15 protein-coding genes and 1 tRNA gene are annotated in these 22849 nt (G+C 55.0%); 10 read left to right on the plus strand and 6 right to left on the minus strand.

The window, feature by feature from the left end:
• Positions 1 to 57 precede the first annotated feature (57 nt).
• On the minus strand, positions 58 to 261 hold the full coding sequence (locus tag J7399_RS20865; protein WP_247742678.1) for a hypothetical protein: 204 nt from the start codon (positions 259 to 261) through the stop codon (positions 58 to 60).
• Here J7399_RS20865 and J7399_RS00005 point away from each other — a divergent pair.
• On the plus strand, positions 232 to 6408 hold the full coding sequence (locus tag J7399_RS00005) for a hypothetical protein (RefSeq protein ID WP_348539410.1): 6177 nt from the start codon (positions 232 to 234) through the stop codon (positions 6406 to 6408). The genes J7399_RS20865 and J7399_RS00005 overlap by 30 nt on opposite strands.
• A gap of 129 nt (positions 6409 to 6537) precedes the next feature.
• Positions 6538 to 7032: a hypothetical protein gene (locus J7399_RS00010; RefSeq protein WP_209083445.1), complete on the plus strand. Its 495-nt coding sequence runs from the start codon at positions 6538 to 6540 to the stop codon at positions 7030 to 7032.
• Between the two features lie 5 nt (positions 7033 to 7037).
• On the opposite strand, the gene J7399_RS00015 is transcribed toward J7399_RS00010, so the two are convergent.
• Both J7399_RS00015 and J7399_RS00020 read right to left on the minus strand, forming a co-directional pair.
• A complete protein-coding gene (locus J7399_RS00015; protein ID WP_209083446.1) occupies positions 7038 to 9260 on the minus strand; it encodes an adenylate/guanylate cyclase domain-containing protein in 2223 nt (740 codons plus the stop codon).
• A 187-nt stretch (positions 9261 to 9447) separates the two neighbouring features.
• Positions 9448 to 10761, minus strand: a complete 1314-nt coding sequence (locus J7399_RS00020) for an MFS transporter (RefSeq protein WP_209083447.1) — start codon at positions 10759 to 10761, stop codon at positions 9448 to 9450.
• Between the two features lie 180 nt (positions 10762 to 10941).
• On the opposite strand from J7399_RS00020, the gene cyoA reads away from it, so the two are divergent.
• The 6 genes from cyoA (at position 10942) to J7399_RS00050 (ending at position 17292) form a co-directional block, all read left to right on the plus strand.
• Positions 10942 to 12021 (plus strand): ubiquinol oxidase subunit II, encoded by a 1080-nt coding sequence (gene cyoA / locus J7399_RS00025; protein WP_209083449.1) that lies wholly within the window; start codon positions 10942 to 10944, stop codon positions 12019 to 12021.
• A gap of 3 nt (positions 12022 to 12024) precedes the next feature.
• Positions 12025 to 14055 (plus strand): cytochrome o ubiquinol oxidase subunit I, encoded by a 2031-nt coding sequence (gene cyoB, locus J7399_RS00030; RefSeq protein ID WP_209060275.1) that lies wholly within the window; start codon positions 12025 to 12027, stop codon positions 14053 to 14055.
• 5 nt (positions 14056 to 14060) lie between these two features.
• Positions 14061 to 14705 (plus strand): cytochrome o ubiquinol oxidase subunit III, encoded by a 645-nt coding sequence (gene cyoC, locus J7399_RS00035; protein WP_209060276.1) that lies wholly within the window; start codon positions 14061 to 14063, stop codon positions 14703 to 14705.
• On the plus strand, positions 14702 to 15058 hold the full coding sequence (cyoD, locus tag J7399_RS00040; RefSeq protein WP_209083450.1) for a cytochrome o ubiquinol oxidase subunit IV: 357 nt from the start codon (positions 14702 to 14704) through the stop codon (positions 15056 to 15058). The genes cyoC and cyoD overlap by 4 nt, the downstream gene beginning before the upstream one ends.
• A complete protein-coding gene (locus J7399_RS00045; protein ID WP_209083451.1) occupies positions 15055 to 15774 on the plus strand; it encodes an SURF1 family cytochrome oxidase biogenesis protein in 720 nt (239 codons plus the stop codon). Before cyoD ends, J7399_RS00045 begins: the two co-directional genes overlap by 4 nt.
• Before the next feature lie 231 nt (positions 15775 to 16005).
• Complete coding sequence (locus J7399_RS00050; protein WP_209083452.1) at positions 16006 to 17292, plus strand: uracil-xanthine permease family protein; 1287 nt, start codon at positions 16006 to 16008, stop codon at positions 17290 to 17292.
• A 259-nt stretch (positions 17293 to 17551) separates the two neighbouring features.
• Here J7399_RS00050 and J7399_RS00055 read toward each other — a convergent pair.
• Together J7399_RS00055 and J7399_RS00060 are read right to left on the minus strand one after the other, a co-directional pair.
• Positions 17552 to 17641: transfer RNA gene (locus J7399_RS00055), tRNA-Ser, on the minus strand.
• 158 nt (positions 17642 to 17799) lie between these two features.
• Positions 17800 to 19167 carry a 3-deoxy-7-phosphoheptulonate synthase class II gene (locus tag J7399_RS00060; protein ID WP_209060283.1) on the minus strand — a complete coding sequence of 456 codons (1368 nt, stop codon included), beginning with the start codon at positions 19165 to 19167 and terminating at the stop codon, positions 17800 to 17802.
• 161 nt (positions 19168 to 19328) lie between these two features.
• Between J7399_RS00060 and J7399_RS00065 the strand changes: the two genes are divergently transcribed.
• Complete coding sequence (locus tag J7399_RS00065) at positions 19329 to 20330, plus strand: GlxA family transcriptional regulator (protein ID WP_209083454.1); 1002 nt, start codon at positions 19329 to 19331, stop codon at positions 20328 to 20330.
• Positions 20331 to 20365: 35 nt separating this feature from the next.
• On the opposite strand, the gene J7399_RS00070 is transcribed toward J7399_RS00065, so the two are convergent.
• On the minus strand, positions 20366 to 21472 hold the full coding sequence (locus tag J7399_RS00070; protein ID WP_247742679.1) for a PQQ-dependent sugar dehydrogenase: 1107 nt from the start codon (positions 21470 to 21472) through the stop codon (positions 20366 to 20368).
• 158 nt (positions 21473 to 21630) lie between these two features.
• On the opposite strand from J7399_RS00070, the gene J7399_RS00075 reads away from it, so the two are divergent.
• The gene (locus tag J7399_RS00075; protein ID WP_209083455.1) at positions 21631 to 22818 is read left to right on the plus strand and encodes an ABC transporter substrate-binding protein; all 1188 of its coding nucleotides are present in this window, start codon (positions 21631 to 21633) and stop codon (positions 22816 to 22818) included.
• Positions 22819 to 22849 lie beyond the last annotated feature (31 nt).

Genomic DNA, 22849 nt, shown 5'->3' on the forward strand with positions numbered 1-22849 from the left:
GCCAACGACAGCGACCCCGATGGCGATCCGATCAGCGTCACCCTGACCAGCGATGTCTCAAACGGCACCCTCACCCTCGATGATGACGGCAGCTTCACCTACACGCCGGACGCAAATTTCAACGGCACCGACAGCTTCACCTACCAGATCGACGACGGAAACGGGGAAACAAGCACCGCAACCGTCACGCTCAACGTTGACCCCGTTGCGGATGCGGTTGTGCTTGATGGTGTGACCGGCGACGATTTCATCGATGTTCAAGAACAGCTTTCCCCGATCACTATTTCAGGGACGGCCGATCCAAACGGCTCCGTGACCATCGATTTTGGCGGCACGGTCGCCACCACGGATGTAGGGGCAGATGGCCGGTTCTCTCAAGTGTTTCAGCCTGCTGATATTCCGGATGCAAACAGCGTTCAGATCAGCATCACATCGCTTGATGCAAACGGCAACGACAGTGGAAGCACCAACCGGGTGGTGAGCATTTCGCAACCCACGAATGAACTGACGGTAAATGTGGCCGGATCCACCACCACATTTTTATCCCAGCCCCCGGGCTTCGACCTCAATTTTGGAGACATGCCTGACGCGGCCTTTTTTGAGATCAACTCCGGTGTCGCATCGGTCCGCACGCCTAGCGTAAATTCATCTTCAGAAATCCGATTTACCGCAGATGATGGACGTACCTTTGCCTTTATCGGCTCCGACCTCGACTACGACGGCGCTACCGGGATCATCACCGGGGTAGAAATCGGCACTCCGACGGACGCGGATTTTCTGACTGGGACAGGCTTTAACCTGACCGTGGCTGAATTCGTAACAGCTTTGAACAACAGCGTCGTCGGCGGTGTGATCGATAACGCGCCTCTAGATGCGTTCTTTGGGGAATTTCCTTGGGTATACAATGGGTCTGATCAGGAAGATTGGATCGACGTTAATGAAGAGAATACATCCAACGATATCTTCTTTGGCAACGGTGGGGATGATGAGGCCGATTTTGGTTTGGGAGATGACCAATATTTTGGCGGCTCCGGAAATGACTTTTTCTATGACACCGACGGAAACAACAGCTTTGACGGCGGCGCAGGCGAGCTTGACCAAATTTCTTATGCCAATGCATCGGGTGCCGTCGACGTAAACCTAAACGCAGGTTCTGCCGAGAAATCTGACGGTACTTTGGACCTAATTAGCGGCATTGAATTTGTCCGTGGCTCACAATTCTCAGACAGCATTCAGCTTGCAGATAATGCCGACTTTAGTCGTGCGCTCGGCCTGGCTGGAAATGACACTCTGAGAGGCGGCGCAGGCGGTTTTGACCAAGTCTCTTATGATCTGGACAGCAGGTATACCGTCCGCACTGTCGGGGTGACGATCAACATCGCACTGGGCTTCGCAATCGACCTCTTTGGGGACACAGATTCCCTTGCAGGTTTTGAGAGTGTCCTTACCACAGAGTACAACGACGTCGTGATCACGGGCGATGGAGGTTTCGTAACCTTCGCCGGTGACGGCAACGACACCGTTCAAACGGGAGCTGGCGACGACTTCACGGAACTTGGCGCAGGCGAAGACATCTTGGTCTATACGGCTGGTTTTGACGTGGTCGGAGATCTCAACCCTGATGAGGACGCACTTGTCTTTGGCGGTTTCGCCCTGGCAAACTTTGATAGCCTCACAACCGCAGCCTATGACGATGGCGTTGATACCGGAACACTTTTGGCATTTGATGACGGGGCCGGAACCACATCTAGCATCGTGTTATTCGGAGTGACTTTAGCCGAAGTCTCAGACCTTCTGAATGTAGAGTATTTCTATGGCACAGATCTCAACGACACGATCGAGCACACCACTGTAGATGGGGACGCTAAGATAACCTTCGCGTCGTTTGGCGACGATACTTATATCTATTCAAATAATGCCCCAGAGGCTTATCAGGAGTTGCGTTACAACGCAGAAGCTCTCGATTTCGGCTCCATAACCGCCAATCTTGATGCCAACGCAGCGACAAACACGATCCTGAAATCTTCAGGTGGCACGGACACGCTTGTCGACCTGTCTCAGGTCGCGCGTTGGGCCTTTGGCATTTATGGCACGGCGAATGACGACACATTCAACGTCACACTGAGCAATTCCGACTTCGCATGGATTGGCGTTTTTGACTCAGGTGGAGATGACACGGTCAATCTTTTTGGCGGGACGGGTTGGCTGCGTGTCGATGCTGGGGAAGACGGTGAAAACGTCACCGCTGACCTCGGCGCAGGTACGGTATCTTGGGGCACGGATTCGACCACGATCAACTTTCTGGGCGACATATCCGATGTGACGCTAAACCTTCGGACGCATGCTGGCGACGACAACGTGATTGGCAGCGAAGGACGAGATTCCATCATTCTCGGTCCCGGAACGGACGTTGCAGACGGGCGCGGCGGATTTGATAGCATCCAATACAACCGCTTTGATATATTCGAGGGTGTGACCGTGAACCTCGCGACCGGCATAGCGACCGGCATCTGGGACGGACAAGCTTTCACGCATACGCTCAGTAATTTCGAGCGTGTTCGGGGATCTGCTTTTGATGACTACCTCACTGCTTCAGAAACGGGCAGCCACCTGCAAGGTCACGCAGGCAATAACACACTTATTGGCGGCTCTGGAAGAGATACACTCTGGGGGTGGGAAGGCGATGAACTCTTTGATTCATCTGCGGGCTCGACTGAAACGCAGGGCTACGGTGATCTCATCGAGCCATGGAGCGGTAGCGACACGATCATCGGTCACCAAGCGCATTGGGAAGCAGGTGAAGGCATCGAAATCGGTTACTGGAACCTGACAGGCACAGGCGGGCTGCAAGTCACGCTTGGCCTTGAAGGCTCAGGAACTGTCACCTCCAATAACGTCGGTGTTGTGAACGATACTTTCACCTACGCAAACTGGCTGCGCGCTACGGATGAGAATGACTATTTTGTGGGTGCGGAGTCATATGGCGCGCCTAATGAAGGCTTTACCTTACGCGGTGGTGGTGGCGACGATACCATCATTGGCGGTGGTGGCCGGGAGAACATGCGCGGCGGCGATGGCGATGATCTGCTCGATGCGTCGGGCGGCAGCATAGAGAACCAGTTTTGGGGTGACTACATTCAACCCGGTGCTGGCAACAACACGATCATCGGCCACCAACAGCTTTGGGAGCAAGGGGACGGTATCGACATCAGCTATGATGACGTCGAAGGAAGCGGCGGTGTTGTTGTAAATGTCGGTGCAAATGGCTCTGGCACCGTTGTGTCAAACAACGCCGGTGTTGTGAACGACACATTCACCTATACACATTACTTTGGCGGCACATCAGACGCCGATGTTTTCAACGGCTCAGACCACCAATCTGAAGGATATCAACCGTTTGGCGGGAACGACACCATCAACGGCGGTGATGGGGAAGACCAACTCAACTACCGCTGGGATATCGATCGCGGTGGCACCGGAGCCGTTACGGTGAACCTGCAAACCGGCATTGCCACAGACCCTTTTGGCGATACGGATACGTTCACCTCCATTGAGAGCGTCCGCGGCACCGAAGAAGGCGACACAATCATTGGCTCAGTGAACGATGAGGGCTTTCGTCTCGAAGCCGGCGCAGACAGCCTTACCTATAACGGTGGGTATGACTATGTCGGTGATTTTGACGTCACCGAAGACACGCTGCAATTTGCAGGAGCGCCAATCACCTACATCGGCACATTGGAAATTGTCAGCAGATCAAGTGGGCCAGGACATTCTTTCCGTTTTGATGATGATTTTGACGACCGGCTCGAAAATGAATTTGAGCTCACACTTGATGGAGTCTCGCTCGAAGGCATGTATCAGATTTTGGCAGGCATGACCTTTACTCCGGTCAATACCGTCGGAACCTTTGGTCGTGCAGATTACTTTGGCTCACCAGCAGACGACACCATTTCAATTGGCGGCAACGATCGGGAAGGCGAGTTCATCTACGCAAGCGCCGGCAACGACACCTACAACTACTCCGCAAGTACCAATGAGACGTTCACCGATCTAATATACGAGTATCTGGGTGCGGTTGGCATCACCGTTGATCTGGATATGAGCAGAGGCATCAACACCGTCGACAAAGGTGTGGCGGGGGTCGATACGCTCGAAGATATCGCTCTTGCTGCAGCGGGTGATGGGTTGTTTATCGTTGGCAGCGATGGGGATGATCTCTTCAACATCAGACAAGATCCCGTTGAGGATACATGGCTCGGCATCTCTCATCGGAGCGGTCACGACGTCATCAATCTCACCGCAGGCACCGGTCTGTTCCGCGTCGACCTTGGCAGCGGGAACGACGACGTAACTGGCGACTTGGTGACGGGCTTCTTCTCTGAAGGCCCGAACGAAAGCGTGACCATCAACTACAGCGGAGATTTGTCAAACTCACGGCTTGATGTGCGCACCCGAAACGGCAACGACACCGTCTATGGGTCAGATTTTGACAACCGTTTTATTCTGGGCGCAGGCAATGATTTCGCAGATGCGCGCGGTGGGTGGGACACAATACGATACGATCGCAACGGGGTCGAACAGGGTGTCACTGTCAATCTGGCAACAGGTGTCGCAACGGGTGTCTGGGATAATCAGGCTTTCACACATACGCTCGTGAACTTTGAGCAAATCCGCGGGACAAATTTTGACGATGTCTTGGTCGCAAACAATCTAGGCAACCGTTTGGATGGCCGCGATGGTGATGACATTCTCATCGGGGGCGCCGAAAATGATGAGCTTTCCACGACGGGAGGCGTCAGTGTCCTGATCGGAGGCGGCGGCGATGACTACTACAACGTCTATGAAGGAAACAATCTGATCATCTTCTCAGCCGGAAACGACTATATTGACGGCTTTGATTCAACCACAGACATGTTGCAATGGGACACCTCCATTGCTGCCCTGCCCTTCACCATCAGCGAGTATGTGTTTGACGGCGATACTCGCGTGCGGTTTGATTTTGACGATGGTTCGGGAAATTTCTTCGGCGTCGACTTGGGCGGCACGACTTTGGTAGAGGCCAACCAGATTGTGGCGAATATGACCAATCAAGCAAACTACATCATTGGCACCACTGGTCGCGATGATGAGATATTTGGCACAATTGGTGACGACGACATCAATCTGCTCGGGAACAACGATGAAGGCGACTTCATTTACGGGTCGGAAGGCAACGATACCCTTCGCTTTACCCATGCTACGGACAACAGCTGGTATGAAGTTGACTACAGCGATCTCTCGACTACATCAGTCACTCTGAACCTGAATCTACAGAACAACACAGGCTCCGTAGACAAGGGCGCTGCAGGCATCGACACACTCGTCGACCCTCAATTCGCTGATTGGGGCCTCAGCTTCCAGGGGACAAGCGGCAACGATACCTTCAATGTTACGCTGAACAGCACCGAGTTTAACTGGATTAGCTTTGGAGCCAGCGGAGGTACAGACACGCTGAACCTCGCAGGCGGCAATGGCCTGGTGCGTGCAAGCATTTACTCGGGCGATGTGAGTGCGGATCTCAGCCAAATACATCTGGGTGCGTCCGGCAGCATGTATTCCACCACTGGCGAAGCCCATATCATAAATGCCGCTGGTGATCTGACAAACACCCTGATTGAACTGCGCACGGAGGATGGCGACGACAATTTGGTTGGCAGCGAGTACAATGATCGCTTCATTCTCGGCACCGGCACGGACAGCGCTGACGGCCTCGGCGGAATCGACCAAATTCGCTATGATCGCAGTGGCGTTGAAAGTGGCGTAACTGTCGATCTGCAGGAAGGATCCGCAACCGGCACTTGGGACGGACGCACTTTCAATCACACACTTCAAAACATCGAAGTTGTCCGAGGATCCGATTTTGATGATCAGCTCACTGCGCTAGACGATGGATTCAGCGAGTTGCGCGGACGCGATGGAGATGACCTGCTGATCCGTTCGGATTTTGCCGAAGACTGGACTGAGGGTGGCGAAGGTCGCGATACCCTCATGCAGTCAAGCTCCGGCAGCTTCGATTTCTCTGCATTCAATGTGCGGGACCACTATCGCGATATCGAAGTTCTCAACTTTGAAAACGCCGGTGCGGATGACATCACCCTGTCACTGGACAACGTCATGGACCTCTCAGACACAGCAGATTCCCTACTTGAAGGATTCTTTGGCAGCGACGCCGTGGAAAGCATTACGGTCTTGGGTGAAGCCGGGGATAGGCTTACCTTTGATGATGAGGGATTCAGCAAAGGCTCTTCAATTTCTGATGGCGAAGGCCGCACCTTGGACATTTACCAGTACGACGGAGGTGCCGGAATTCTAGCAATTGTCGCCGTTGATCAGGATGTCTCGGTCGAAGGAGCCGCAACAAACACTTAAAGGCCATCTCGCTCCGTAGACGCAAAAGCTTCGCGTCGACGCCATGAGTTAACCTCATTTCCACTCTACCCTCCTATTTTGTGGGGCAATTGACCGGCAGGATGGGCCGGCTCTGCGACGGAGTGGATCTTGAAAAATCGGCGCTTGAGCGGCCAGCATCGGGCGCTCGCTATCTTTTGCACGCTGCAAATTGCATCGTTATCTTTAGCCAGCATCAGTTTAGCGGCTATGCCAAACACCCCTGCTGATCGTCCACTCATCATTCAGAATGACCGCGGCGGCCTGCTTACCGATCGCATTCATCAACTGCGAAAACTGGTAACCAGCCAAGCACCCGTCGAAATTCGTGGCGAAGTCTGTCACTCAACCTGCACGATGTTGTTGGGGTTGCCCGATGTCTGTGTTTCGCCAGATACCCGTTTTGGTTTCCATGGCCCCAGCAAAAGCGGCGCGCCACTCAAGCCTGAGGTGTTCGAACGCGCCTCTCGAGTGATTGCCAGTTTCTATCCAAATGATCTGCGTGACTGGTACATGAGTTCCGCTCGCTATCGCATTGCTGAACATGAAGAAAAAACCGGGGCGGAGCTAATTGAATTCGGCATACCGCGCTGCGCCGACTCCTAAGTAGTCTACTTCGTCGTTGCATCATGGACGCCGTCCCAATCCTTGGGTGGAGGTGCGCGTTCAAAATCTTCAATCCGCGTATGATAGTTCATCAGATGTGTGTTGAGCCTGGTATCGAAGTCGGCCACCAGCGGTTTGAGACTTTCCAGCATTTCCTTGGCGCGCGCCCAATCGCGCGAACGATATGCCTCAAGCATGTCTGCATTGGTCTGCCGAATTTTTGCGAACATCGCTTCTCTGAGTAACTTTGCGTCTCCCAATAAGGCAAAGATATGCTCGGCCTGCTGCTTGCCCTTTAACCGCACAAAATCGACTTCCAACAAGGCAAATTTCTCACGGACTAGGCGCTCGGTCTCTGCAGCCACGATGACTGTCTTGCCGTAAGTGCTTGATTGGCCTTCAAGACGTGACGCCAAATTCACTGGATCCCCCATGGCGGTGTAGTCAAACCGCGTGTCCGACCCCATGTTGCCCACCATGCAGGATCCTGTTGCGATCCCGATCCCAAACCGGATTTCGAGAAACTCAGCACCGGCAGCTTTTGCTTCCTTCTGCCTCTTGATGTTGAGAGCTTCTACGCCGTCGCGCATCAACAACGCGGCTCGACAGGCTGCGCGCGCGTGATCCTCGTGGCTAAGTGGCGCATTCCAGAAGGCCATCACCGCATCGCCCATGAATTTATCAATCGTTCCCTTCTCATTCAGAATGGCGTTGGACTGGAGATTGAGAAACGTATTCATCAACCGAGTTAGGCCTGCAGGATTGTCGCGGAAACTCTCTGCAATGGGCGTGAACCCTCGCACGTCGCTGAACAACAGTGTCAGCTCTCTTGTTTCCCCGCCTAGCTGCAAGCCATCCGGGTTGTCGCTCAACGCGTTCACCAGATCTTCGGAAACATAATGCCCAAACGCACTCCGGATATCACGGCGGCGCTTCTCTTCGCGCATATAGTTTGTCGTCGACATAAAAATGATCGTCGCTAGGGCAGAAACGATCGGGAAACTCGCGTCCAAAAGGATTTTTTCGTTTTGAAACAGCAAGAAAGAGCCCCATCCAAAAGCTGTTAGCATGGCCACGGAGGAAACCGCCAGAAATCCTGCATTCATGATTGGGGTGACGACCACAAACAACAAACACAGAAGAAGCGTAACCGCCAATTCAGCAGAGATTGCATAGTTCGGCCTTTGCAAGAGCGAGCCAGTAAGCAGGTTTTCCAGCAACTGCGCGTGAAGCTCCACACCGGGGACAGCCACGCCAAAGGGTGTCGCCCTATAGTCGCCCAATCCCACCGCTGACGTGCCAAAAAACAGCAGCTTACCGGCCACTTGATCTGGCCTAAGCTTTCCGTTCAAAACATCTGAAGCTGGGATAAATCGCTCTTGAAGCGATCGCGTTAAATACGGCCTGACAGTGCCATCAGCTGCAGTCTGTATAAACTGACGCGCAAGCACGACCCCATCAACACCTGCCTCGTTTGATCTCAGCACAAAAGGCGCCCCACCAGTGGCGACCCGCAACATCTCTGGCGCAAGAGCAAGGCGTAGATGTCCCTGTGCGTTCATAACCATCGGCAAATTGCGATAGACCCCGTCTGGATCCGGTCGAATACTAAACATGCCTCTGCCGGAAGCGGCGTCCTCAAGCACCGGCAAATTTTGCACGAGATCAGGCAGCTCCAGAATGAACCCCACAGGAGACGGCCCCATCATGGCATGTGGCACATCCGGAATTTGTTCATTAGGGATCGAACGATGGAATGCGCTTCGAATGCTTGTTTGCCCCACAATCACGCGGGCGCGCTCGAAAGACGCCGCCAATACATCGTCGTTGTCGGGAAGCCGAGACAGAGCCTGGGAAACTTGTTGCGGTAATGCGCTGTTGTCCAAAGCAATAGCCTGCGGAGAGAGACGGTCGGGTTCGGCAAAAATTACGTCAAATGCTATCGCGACCGCGCCAAACTCGGTCAGCTTGTCGATCATTTCGGCAAACCGCGTCCGTGGCCAAGGCCATTGGCCAATTTCAGCGATACTGGCGTCGTCGATATCAATAATCGCGACAGGAAGCTCTTCCGGTACACGCGGTAAAATACGTTGGTAGGCATCAAAAGTGAGGTTGCGCACAAGCTGTACCGGGATAGGGTCAGCAATGCGGACAAACAGCGCAAAAACAATCAAACCCAACGCCACAATGCGAGCAAAGGCAACGGACTCAATAAACCGAACAAACATGTTTTGATTAAGCAAGAGCCTGAGAGTTTTGGCAAATACTTCTGTAAGTCAGCGGTCTTAAGCGCTCGTAAGGGGCTGATCGACTACAAAGACGGGCATTGTAATTACCCACTATCTGTCGATGGCCAACTGGCGATGCAAAGGCTTAGAAAACCTCACGCACCGCCAGCCAGAGTAATTTAATCGATCAGGCGCGCTGACCCAGCGCGCGTTTTTTGTCGCCCTCACGCAGCAGGTATAGCGCGAGCAACGTCACGGCGACGCCAGACAGCAGGTAGATCGCGGCCGCCCAAAGCCCAAAACGGGACGCCAGGAACAATCCTGTGAGAGGCGCAAATGCCGCGCCAGCCAACCAGGACAAATTCGTCGCCATGGCCGATCCGGAATATTGATACTCTTCCTTAAAGCGGTTCGGCACGATGGAGCTGGATTGCCCGTAAGACAGGCCAAGCACAACAAAGCCGAAGAGAATGTAGATGGACGGAACGGTTTCCAGTGTCACAAAGCTGAGACTGAGCAACACCATCAGAACGCTGCTGATGAACAGCACAACACGGCGCGAGAACAAATCGCTCAAAATGCCTGACACGATGACCGAGCCAATCGCCAATGCGCCGCCCAACAGCTGCAGCAGCAGAATTTCGGTGATGTCTCTGCCAGAAAACAGCAGCGCATAGCTGAGCGGGAAGACTGTGACCAAGTGGAACAGGGCATAGCTTGCAAGTGGCAGAAGTGCCGACAAAATGATCGTCCGCCACTCGTTTTTCAGAAGATCCGGAAGCGGTGCCGATTTGAGTAGCGTTTCGTCGTCACTGCCAAAGTCGGTCGTCAGCAACCGCAGACGCGCGAAAAGAGAAACCACATTCACAGCCATCACCGCAAAGAAGGCAAAACGCCAACCATATGTCAGGAATTCCTCTTCCGTCAAAAAGCCAGTCAACACATAGAAAAGCGCCGCTGCAACGCAGAACCCGATAGGCCCACCAAGCTGCGGCACCATGCTGTAGCGCCCTTCCCGTCCTTCCGGAGCGGCCGACTTCAGCTGTAACGTGATGCCGTCCCAAGCGCCGCCGAGCCCTAGCCCCTGCACAAATCTCAGAACGCCCAACATGATGGGTGCAGCAATGCCCCAATTCTGGTAACTTGGCAGCAATCCGATGGCCACCGTCGACGAGCCAAGAATCATGAGTGCCAGAGTTATCTTTCCGGGCCTCCCGATCTTGGTCTGAATGCGTCGCGCGACCATACTGGCGATCGGCCTTGCAACAAAAGCAAGTGAAAACAATGCGAAAGACCACAAAGTTCCACTAAGCGGATCCAGATGAGGAAAGAAAACCGCTGGAAAAACGAGGGCTGAAGCGATGGCGTAGACAAAAAATCCGAAAAAATCCGTCACCCGTGCCATCACCACGGTGATGACAACATCGTCGAGTGTGACGTTTTGTTGTGCAGTTGCTTCAGTTATTGCCATATTTTTCAGCCTCCCGTCTGGTGAATTCACCTCTGATCCTCTCCTCAAAGGATCAAAGACGCCTCAACCGCCCTGCTTCGGCAAATTTGACGCAGCGCAGCATCTTGCAACTGAAGCGTACTGGCGATATTCGCCCCCGGCAAGGTGCGAACGGCGCCTGATCGCCGTTAAACCCAGTTAAAAATATCCAGATACGAAAAGAAGAATGCCATGCTGCTGAAACGCGTTGGTTTGTTCGTGCTCCCGTTTTTGTTATTATCAGGGTGCCAACTCACAGTCCTTAATCCGGCCGGCGACATCGCTGCGCAACAGGGCGACCTGATCATCTACGCAACCGTGCTTATGCTGATCGTGATTGTGCCAGTCATGGCGCTGACAGTCTTTTTCGCCGTGAAATACCGGGCCTCCAACGAAGAGGCTACTTACGAACCTGACTGGGATCACTCCGTCAGTCTTGAGGTTGTTGTTTGGTCTGTGCCGCTGGCCATCATCATCTGCCTTGCTGGTCTGACCTGGGTCGCGACCCACCGTCTTGAGCCCTACGACGATCTGAAGCGGATTTCTGCTGAAAAGCCAATCGATCCAAGTGTTGAGCCTCTGGAAGTGCAAGTGGTTGCGCTGGATTGGAAATGGCTGTTCATTTATCCGGAATACGGCATCGCGACCGTGAATGAAGCCGCCGCCATCGTTGACCGCCCTGTGGAGTGGAAAATCACCTCTGCGACGGTGATGAATGCGTTCTACATCCCTGAAATGGCCGGCATGATCTATGCCATGGGTGGCATGGAGACAGAGCTGAATGCGGTAATCAACGCCCCGGGCGAGTTCGAAGGCTTCTCCGCCAACTACAGCGGCAACGGCTTCTCTCACATGCGCTTTGACTTCCACGCGCTGGACGAAACTGACTTTGATGCATGGGTCGAAAAGGTCCGCGAGGCCCCTCAAGCACTGGATCAGGATGCCTATGTCGCGCTTGAACCACAAAGCACCGATCACCCGGTCACCTATTACTCCTCCGTCGAAGCCGGCATCTGGGATAAGATCCTGAACATGTGCGCGGGCGAGGACGACCTCTGCCTCAATGACATGATGATGGCTGACGCGCTTGGCGGCGGCGGCATCGAAGGGCTTTATAACCGTGAGCTCTTCCGCGGTCTTTGCGCGGCGGACGATCCGCAGGGTCTGTTTGACATCCTGCGCCCTGATCTGGCCGAACGTCGCGACGAGATCATCAACGCAATGCTGAGTGACTCCACTCTGCTTCCTTCCTCTACAGTACAGGCGAACTGATACATGGCGAGCCCAACCGCAGCCGTCGAGCACGGCACAGATATCGTCAACTCTGCCCACTGGTTCTGGGGCAAGTTGGGATGGGACATCTTCCCGTTCTACGATCCAATCATCTTTGGCACCTTCATTGGCACCTGTCTTCTCGGGTTGGCCGTGTTTGGTGCCATCACCTACTTCCGTCTCTGGGGCTATCTCTGGAACGAGTGGTTCACCTCGATTGACCACAAGAAAATCGGGATCATGTATATGATCCTTGGTACCATCATGTTGGTGCGTGGCTTTGCCGATGCCTTGCTCATGCGCTTGCATCAGGCCTTGGCCTCCTCGGGATATGTCGGCTTCCTGCCTGCCTATCACTATGATCAGGTCTTCACCGTACACGGTGTGATCATGATCTTCTTCGTGGCAATGCCTTTTGTCACTGGCTTCATGAACTATGTGATGCCTCTGCAGATCGGCGCGCGTGACGTGGCCTTCCCGTTCCTCAACAACTTCAGCTTCTGGCTGACAGTTTCCGGCGCGGTGCTGATCATGATCTCGCTGTTTGTGGGCGAATTTGCGGCAACCGGCTGGCTGGCCTATCCACCGCTTTCGGGTCTGACGTTCAGCCCGGGCGTTGGCATGGACTACTATCTCTGGTCCCTCAACATCGCAGGTATCGGTACGACGCTTTCCGGGATCAACCTGGTTGTGACCATCGTGAAAATGCGCGCACCGGGCATGACCTGGATGAAGATGCCTGTCTTCACCTGGACCACGCTCTGCACCAACGTTCTGATCGTGGCCACCTTCCCTGTGCTGACCGCAACCCTCGCGCTGCTGACTGCAGACCGTTACCTTGGCACCCACTTCTTCACCAATGAAATGGGCGGCAGCCCAATGATGTATGTGAACCTGATCTGGATCTGGGGTCACCCAGAGGTTTACATCCTCACGCTGCCGGTCTTTGGTATCTTCTCCGAAATTGTGCCAACCTTCACCAAGAAACGCCTCTTTGGCTATGCGTCCATGGTTTACGCCACCTGCGTGATTATGATCCTGAGCTACATCGTTTGGCTGCACCACTTCTTCACCATGGGGGCCGGTGCAAATGTGAACTCCTTCTTCGGGATCACAACGATGATCATCTCGATCCCGACGGGCGCGAAGCTCTTCAACTGGCTGTTCACCATGTACAAAGGCCGCATCAGCTTTGAGCTGCCAATGATGTGGACCATTGCTTTCATGCTGACCTTTGTGATCGGCGGCCTGACAGGCGTGCTTCTGGCCATTCCGCCAGCGGACTACGTCCTGCACAACTCGCTGTTCCTGGTAGCACACTTCCACAATGTGATCATTGGCGGCGTGGTGTTCGGCATCTTTGCGGGCATCAACTACTGGTGGCCCAAGGCCTTCGGCTTCAAGCTGGACCCATTCTGGGGCAAAGTCAGCTTCTGGGGCTGGGTTGTCGGCTTCTGGTTTGCCTTCATGCCGCTCTACATCATGGGCCTGATGGGTGTGACACGACGCCTGAGCCAGTTTGAGGACACCTTCTACAGCGTCTACTTCATCGTGGCTCTTGTGGGTGCACTGATGATTGCTGTGGGTCTTCTGGCCTTCATCGTTCAGATCGGCGTCAGCATCCTGAAACGTGAAGAGCTGAAGGTTGATGGCGATCCATGGGGCGGCCGCTCTTTGGAATGGGCAACCACTTCGCCTCCGCCATACTACAACTTCGCGTTCAACCTGCGGGTCCACGCGCTGGATGCATGGCAGCACATGAAGGACAATGGCTATCAGAAACCCACCGAAGGGTTCACGCCAATCCATATGCCGCACTACACCTCAAGCGGGATCATCATCTCCGGTTTCATGACCGTGATGGGTTTCGCATTGATCTGGCACGTTTGGTGGTTGGCGGCTGTGACCTTCTTTGCCTCCCTCATCTGGGGCATCGGCCACACATTCAACTACAACCGTGATTACTACATCCCTGCTGACGAGGTCCGCGCGATCGAAACCGGCAAGGCAGCAACCATGAGCCCGGCGGAGTAAATCTTATGTCCTCAGCTACCGTTGACACGCCGGAAGGCGGCTTTGAATTCATCGTCCATGATGACCACCATCATGACGATGGAGAGCACCACCACGAAACCGGGACAATGCTCGGTTTCTGGATCTACCTGATGAGCGACTGCCTGATCTTTGGCATTCTCTTTGCGATCTATGCAGTTGTGGGCCAGAACTATGCGGCTGGCCCCGCTCCTGTGGATCTCTTTGAGCTCGACAAGATCGCTTGGGCCACTGCCTGGCTGTTGCTCTCTTCGATCACCTACGGGTTCTCCGTGATCAAAATGCACGAGAACAACAAGAACATGATGATGTTCTGGTTGCTTGTGACAGGCATCTTTGGCGCGGCGTTCCTGTATCTGTCGGTCGAAGAATTCATGCACCTCTGGCACATCGGTGCCGGTCCGGGTGCTTCGGCCTTCCTGTCCGCGTTCTGGTTCCTTGTGGGCACCCACGGTGTGCACGTAGCTTGTGGCGCGCTCTGGCTGGTTGTTCTGCTGGTGCAGGTTCAGATCCACGGCCTGACCCATGAAAACAAACGCCGCATCCTGTGCCTGAGCCTGTTCTGGCACTTCCTCGACCTGATCTGGATCGGGGTGTTCTCATTCGTCTATCTCACAGGGGTTCTGCTATGAGCGCTGAAACACACGACTCAGCCAAGGCCTATCGCGACTATCTGAAAGGCTTCATCTTTTCGGTGATCCTGACGGTCATCCCGTTCTATTGCGTGATGAGCGGCGCGGTCACCGACGTACCGACCCTGATCGCAATCATCTTCGGCCTCGGCGCGATCCAGATGCTTGTGCATGTGGTCTACTTCCTGCACCTGACCGTCAGCGCAGAAGACGGCTGGCAGGCCATGTCGGTTGTCTTCACCTTGATGCTTGTCGTGATTATCATGGCCGGCTCGATCTGGGTGATGGCGCACCTTCATGAGAACATGATGCCAGCACACGATCAGATCGAACAGATCAAAAACCTGCCATGACGGCCTCTTCAACCCGCGTGAAACGTCCTCTTTGGGTCGATGTCACTATCCTGCTGTTGTCCTCTGCGCTCTTCCTTTCCATGGTCGCGCTTGGCAATTGGCAGGTTCGGAGACTAGGCGAGAAGCTGGACCTGATCACGCGGGTTGAAACCTACGCATATGGGGATCCTGTCCCCGCGCCAATGGAAGGTGTCCCGCCAGAATATCTGCGGGTACACCTCTCCGGCACCTACGATCACACAAAATCCATCCTCATCAAGGCGGTGACCGATCTTGGCCCCGGCTATTGGATGATGACCCCGCTCCTCGTAACAGATGCAGCAGACACAGCGGTTTGGATCAATCGCGGGTTTGTGCCGACGGGAACTGCAGATACGGACTGGTCGCTGCCGGAAGGCTCCCAAGAGATTGTTGGCCTTGTGCGCCCGAGCCAGCCCGAGGGGACTCTGCTGGAAAGCAATTTGCCCGAGCAGAATCGCTGGGTCTCGCCTGATCTTTCCGTGATGTCCACGACTGTGGGGCTTCGCACCACCCTCGATTACTATGTGGCAGCTGAACACAGCGGCGTAGAAACTGCCTGGCCGCGCGGCGGCATGACCCGCCTTAAGTTCAGCAACTCACACCTGAGCTACGCTCTGACATGGTACGCCATGGCCGCCCTTTTCCTGGCCGCCATGCTCTATGTCATCTGGGATCGCAAACGCGCCAACATCTGACACTGCCAGCCCCTTTCAAATGGCAAAACAGAATAGACCTTCAGCCTGCGCTGAAAGGTCTCTGCTCCATTTCGCAAAATTAAGCTTTTTGTAAGCTTTTTGCCTTGCGGCAACTGCATGATTGGGCAATCAGACGTCCCTAATAAAGAACGCTCTTCGCGCGCTTTACTGCCCTGCCAAACAGCAGAGGCACCGATAACGACATTCACCAGCATGGAGACAAAACGCACAATGTCTGCACGACAAGACAGCGATGGTGGCATCCCATCATCCGAGACCGCCTATAAATTCGGGCTACAACAAGCACTCGCAGGAGCACAGATGCTCTTCGTGGCTTTTGGAGCCTTGGTCCTTGTACCAATTCTCACGGGCCTCAATGCGAGCGTCGCACTGTTCACAGCCGGCCTTGGCACCCTGATCTTTCAGATCGTGACCCGCGGGCAAGTGCCGGTATTTTTGGCCTCCTCTTTTGCCTTCATTGCACCCATCATCTACGGCGTACAGACGTGGGGATTGGCAGCCACCACAGGCGGTCTGGCTGCCGCTGGTCTGCTCTATGTTGTGCTCAGCTTTGCCATCCGCATCTGGGGCAGCGGCTTTCTGCACAAATACCTACCACCGGTCGTGGTTGGCCCGGTGATCATGATCATCGGCCTGTCCCTTGCGCCGGTCGCGATCAACATGTCCACAGGGCTCGCAGGTGACACACAAATCATGCCACGCGGCATCGCCATGCTGCTGGCAGCCATCGCGCTTGGCACCACCATGCTCACCGCGATTCTGGGCCGTGGCATCATGAAGATCGTCCCCATCCTGGCAGGCATCGTCGCAGGCTATGTGGCGGCGATTGTGGTTGGCTTGATCACTGGCGAAAGCCTGATCAACACCGCAGGCCTTACAGATGCGCCTTGGTTCGCGATCCCGGAATTTGTACGCCCGGAGTTCCACCTGGCGGCTATTCTGTTCATCCTGCCTGTGGCAATCGCCCCAGCCATCGAGCATTTCGGCGACATTCTGGCAATCGGCAATGTCACCAAGAAAGACTACCTCAAAAATCCGGGCATCCAGAACACCATGCTGGGCGACGGTCTGGCCACAACCGCTGCTGGCCTGCTGGGCGGCCCGCCAAACACCACCTACTCCGAGGTGACAGGCGCGGTGACCCTGACCCGTGCGTTCAACCCTGCGATCATGACCTGGGCTGCAATTTTCGCCATCGCCCTGTCCTTTGTGGGCAAACTGGGCGGCTTCCTCGGCACCATCCCGATGCCCGTCATGGGCGGCATCATGATCCTGCTCTTTGGCATGGTGACCGTTGTCGGCATGAGTGTGGTCGCAAAGATCGGCGATGACCTTCACGATCCCCGCAACATGGTGATTGCTTCCACAATCTTGGTACTTGGCCTCGGCGGTCTGACCCTTTCGTTTGGCGAAGGTTTCTCTCTTGCCGGAATCGGTTTGGCTGGCGTCGCTGGGCTCCTTCTGAACATGATTCTACCGCAAACCCGTAAGGACTAAGGTCGGCTTGCCGAGCCAGAAAAGAGCGCTGCCCACCCTCCGGGCCGCGCTCATCCCCTGCCCGTAAATTGACTGACATTCCCCCGACATGGTGAAAAGACCGCCGCCTGCTACTCTGTAGAGCAAGCGATGCCCACCGCTGGGCGAAACGCGATACAATGCAGCCACAAGTCAGATCGCAAAGTAACAAAAATACGTCCTGATATCGCGTCAAACACTGCAAAGTATTGTATTACATTGATTTAACTCAGGAGGTGTATGGCGGAGAGACAGGGATTCGAACCCTGGAGACGGTTTCCCGCCTACACACTTTCCAGGCGTGCGCCTTCGACCACTCGGCCACCTCTCCGCATCAAAGAGTTGATGTTATCATCGTCTCTCTGTGGAGCGGGGTTTACCTCTAACTGTCGGGAGGATGCAAGAGGCAAAATGATGTATTTTTTGGATTTCTGAACAAAAAAGAGCCGCGCAGTTGCGCGGCTCTTTTGAGGTCCTAACAAACCCTTATCAGACGGCTTCTGCGGCCTGTGGGCGATCTCTGTTTGACAGCTCTTCGGCCACCAGGAACGCAAGCTCAAGCGACTGACTGGCGTTCAGGCGCGGGTCACAGGCGGTGTGATAACGTGCAGAGAGATCTTCCTCTGTCACGGCCCGCACACCACCGGTGCATTCAGTTACGTCCTGACCGGTCATCTCGAAATGCACACCACCCGGGATGGTGCCTTCGGCCTTATGCACGCCGAAAAACTCACGCACTTCGCGCAGCACGCTATCAAACGGACGTGTCTTATAGCCGGTCGCCGATTTGATGGTGTTGCCGTGCATCGGGTCACAGGTCCAAAGCACATTGGCGCCCTCTTCCTGAACCGCTTTGACCAGGCGTGGCAGATGATCCCCAACGCTGCCTGCGCCAAAGCGCGCGATCAGCGTCAGACGGCCTGCTTCATTCTCCGGGTTCAGCTTTTCCATCAGAACCTTCAGGTCGTCCGCCGTGGTGGTCGGACCACACTTCAGACCAATCGGGTTCTGAACGCCACGCGCGAACTCCACATGCGCGCCGTCAGGCTGACGCGTACGGTCGCCAATCCAGATCATGTGACCGGACCCTGCCAGCCACTTGCCAGAGGTCGAATCCAGACGTGTCAGCGCCTCTTCATACTCCAGCAGCAGCGATTCATGGCTGGTGTAAAAATCCACAGTCTGCAGCGTATGCAGACGATCAGAGGTCACCCCTGCGGCTTTCATAAAGTCCAGCGTATCGCTGATACGGTTCGCCATATCACGGTATTTCTCAGCCTTCTCCCCTTCGGTGAAGCCGAGTGTCCAGGCGTGCACCTGATGCACATCCGCATAACCACCGGTGGAGAACGCGCGCAGCAGGTTCAGCGTAGCCGCCGCCTGTGTGTAAGCCTGCAACATCTTGCTAGGCGCGGGGATGCGCGATTCTGGTGTGAAAGCCAGATCATTGATGATGTCACCACGGTAGCTTGGCAGCTCAACACCATCCACAGTCTCTGTTGGCGCGGAGCGTGGCTTGGCAAATTGCCCCGCCATACGTCCCACTTTGACCACCGGTACTTTGGCACCATAGGTCAGCACCATCGCCATCTGCAGCATCACTTTGAACGTGTCACGAATGCCATCTGCGCTGAACTGCTCAAAGCTCTCAGCGCAGTCGCCACCTTGCAACAAAAAGGCCTCGCCGCGTGAAGCGGCCCCAAGCTGTGCTTTCAGGCGGCGCGCTTCGCCGGCAAAGACCAACGGCGGATAGCTTGCCAGCTTGGCTTCAACTGCCTTAAGCTCTGCTTCATCCGTATATTCAGGCATCTGAACTCTGGGCTTTGCGCGCCAGTCAGATTTTTGCCATTCTGCCATTGTCTTTACTCCGATTAGACAGGTTAAAGGCACCTTATACAAAAGCTCTTGTGATAGAGCCATAGATGAAATATCCGACTTTGACGGGCGCGTCCAAGACCCCGTCAAATCCAAACAAACAAGGCGCTTTGAAAGCGCCCTCACCACGGGAAAAGGAAACGATGTCAAAGACTTCGACCATCGGTTCTGAGCTTGGCGACGTCAAAGGACGGCGCTTTGTTTTTGTGCTCCTTGAGAATTTCACACTGCTTTCTTTCGCATCTGCGATTGATTGCTTGCGGCTTGCCAACCGCCGCCTGGGCCGTGAGCACTACACATGGAATCTATGTGGTGAAGGTGGTGACACCACCAATTGCTCAACCGGAACGTCACTGAAACTTGACGCAGACCTGGAAGAGTTGCACCGCGATGACACGATTGTGTTGTGTGGCGGAGCTGATGTTCAACAGGCCACAACCAAGCGTTTGCTGAACTGGCTCCGGCGCGAAGCCCGCCGTGGCCCCGCCATTGTGGGCCTTTGCACTGCCTCCTACACTATGGCGAAAGCCGGGTTGCTCGACGGCAAGCGCGCGACCATTCACTGGGAAAATCAGGACAGTTTCGCGGAAGAGTTTGAGGAGATTGAACTTTCCAAGGCGGTCTTCACCGCTGATGGCAATCGTATGACCACAGCAGGTGGTACGGCCTCTATCGACCTGTTCTTGAAAATCATCGCGCAGGATCTGGGTGAGGAAGTGGCCAACTGGGTCGCGGATCAACAGATCTACAACTCGATTCGGACAGATCAGGACACGCAGCGCCTGTCTGTGCCGACACGAATTGGCGTGCGCCACCCCAAACTCTCTATGGTTATTCAGATGATGGAAGCCAACATTGAGGAGCCGATCAGCCCCTCTTTGCTGGCAAAAGAAGTTGGTATGTCCACGCGGCAGCTGGAGCGCTTGTTCCGCCGCTACCTCAACCGCTCGCCAAAGCGCTACTACATGGAACTGCGCCTGCAGAAAGCCCGCAATCTGTTGATGCAGACGGATATGAGCGTCATCAACGTGGCTTTGGCCTGTGGCTTCGCCTCACCCAGCCATTTCTCAAAGTGCTATCGAGCGCACTACGAGACAACGCCCTATCGCGAACGCGGCTCCCAGAGCGCCCGGCTGTCTGTCTAACGGAAAGTCCAGACAGCCGCCCCCCGCTTTTTCGGTTAGTTGGCAGGCGTCATTCGGTAAAGCGTGCCCTTATCATCTGAGAGGAACCAGATGGCCCCATTTGGTCCTTCTCGCACATCGCGCACACGCTTGGTCGCCGAACCTTTTATTTTCTCGACTTCCCGTAATGGTGCCCCGTTGAGGCGGCTCACGTAGTCAAACTTCAGGCTTCCCACAAAGAAGTCCCCGCGCCATTCCGGCCACAGCTTCCCAGAGTAAATCATCAGGCCAGACGGCGCGATTGAAGGATCCCAGTAAAACGCAGGTTGCTCCATACCTGCCTTTTCTGTCCCGACACCAATCTTCGCCCCTGAATAATGCGCACCGTAAGAGATAACGGGCCAGCCAAAATTCGCGCCCTTTTTGATGAAGTTCACTTCATCGCCCCCCTTTGCGCCATGCTCAACCACCCAAAGACGGCCCTCTGCGTCCAGCGTTGCGCCTTGTGGGTTGCGATGACCAAATGACCAGATTTCAGGCTGAGCGCCGGCCTGCCCTCGGAAAGGATTATCCCCGACCGCCCCGCCGGTACGCGCGATACGTACAACCGTTCCTTCGTGACCGGTGACGTCTTGCGCCGCAGGCCGGTCGCCGCGCTCGCCAATCGTGACAAACAAAGTCCCGTCGGTCGCTTCTACAATACGACTACCAAAATGTCGCCCCCCGCTGCTGCCCGGCGCCATTTCAAAGATCCTTTTGGCCTCTGTCAGCTTCGTGCTGTCTTCAGACAAAATCCCGCGATATACAGCGGTGCCGGACCCGTCTTTCTGCCGAACAGCCAGGCTGAGAAACACTTCTCTTGATCGAGAAAAATTGCGCGCCACAACCACATCCAAAAGCCCGCCCTGCCCCTGAACATGCGCCTCAGGCACACCGCGAACCGCAGTGCGTTTGCCATCCGCCGCAACATGCCACAAACGACCGCCACGCTCGGTGATTAACAGGCCGTCCTCGGGAAGAAATGCAAAGCCCCACGGGTTCTTGAGATCCTCAACGATCGCTTCAACGGCAATGCGACCTTGTGAGCTTTGAAGGCTCTGCGCGGCCAGAGGACTGCTGAAACCCAACAGTGAAACACAAATCATCATTCTCAAAAGTCGCATGCAACACCCTGATATTATGCAAATATTCGGCACCTAGCCGTTTGCTATGTGAAAGCTCCCGCCAATGATGAAAAATTGGTCAACAGCCTCTTTCCTTTTGATTTTAGCGCGCTTAGGCTCCAATTCGGAATAACAATAAATCACTAGGGAGTAAGAACATGAAAAAGCTGCTTATGGCCTCCGCCGCAGGCGCATTGCTGGCCGGAGCTGCATCTGCAGAAGACATCAAAATTGGTGTCATCCTGGGCTTCACCGGACCTCTGGAATCCATCACCCCAGCAATGGGTGACGGCGCCGAACTGGCAATCAAAGAAGTCAACGACAGCGGCAAGCTGCTGGGCGGTGCAAGTGTGAGCGCGGTCCGCGCAGACTCCACCTGTATTGATGCCGCCGCGGCCACCGCCGCCGCAGAACGCCTGATCACCTCTGACGGTGTCAAAGCGATCATGGGCGCAGACTGCTCCGGCGTCACCGGTGCGATCCTGCAAAACGTTGCAGTGCCAAACGGTGTTGTGATGATTTCGCCATCGGCAACCTCCCCGGGCCTCAGCCACGCCAACAACGAAGACAACGGCCTGTTCTTCCGCACCGCACCTTCTGACGCCCGCCAAGGCGTTGTGATGACCGAAATCCTCATGGAAGAAGGCATCAAGGAAGTCGCTGTTTCTTATGTAAACAACGACTACGGCAAAGGCCTGGCAGACGCATTTGCCTCCGCTTATGAAGCAGCAGGTGGCTCAATCACCATCAGCGCAGCGCATGAAGACCAGAAGGCTGACTACTCTGCAGAGGTTGGCGCTCTTGCCGCCGCCGGTGGCGAGCGTCTCGTGGTTGCTGGTTACGTTGACGGCGGTGGCTCCGGCATCGTGCGCGCCGCAATCGATACCGGCGCGTTTGACACCTTCCACTTCCCTGACGGCATGGTCGGCGACCAGCTTCAAGCGAACTTTGGTGACGAAATCGAAGGCTCGACCGGTCAATTCCCAGGCACCGACAGCCCGGGCGCTGCCAACTACGGCAAGATCGTAGGCGATGCGTTTGATTCTTCCGGCGCATTCTCTCCGGAAAGCTATGATGCTGCGGCACTGATCATGCTGGCCATGCAGGCAGCTGGCTCTGCAGAATCCGCTGATTTCAAAGAGAAAGTCATGGAAGTTGCAAACGCACCTGGCGAGAAAATCTACCCAGGTGAGCTGGCCAAAGCGCTCGACATTATCGCAGGTGGCGGGGACGTCGACTATGTGGGCGCATCCGCTGTTGAGCTGATCGGACCAGGTGAATCGGCTGGCAACTATCGCCAGATCGTCATCGACGGCGGCGAGATCACCACAGCTAAGTATCGCTAAACAAAGCGTGACTTGAAACAGAAACAGCCCG

Source organism: Shimia sp. R9_1 (genome assembly GCF_017743775.1).
Classification (GTDB): domain Bacteria; phylum Pseudomonadota; class Alphaproteobacteria; order Rhodobacterales; family Rhodobacteraceae; genus Shimia.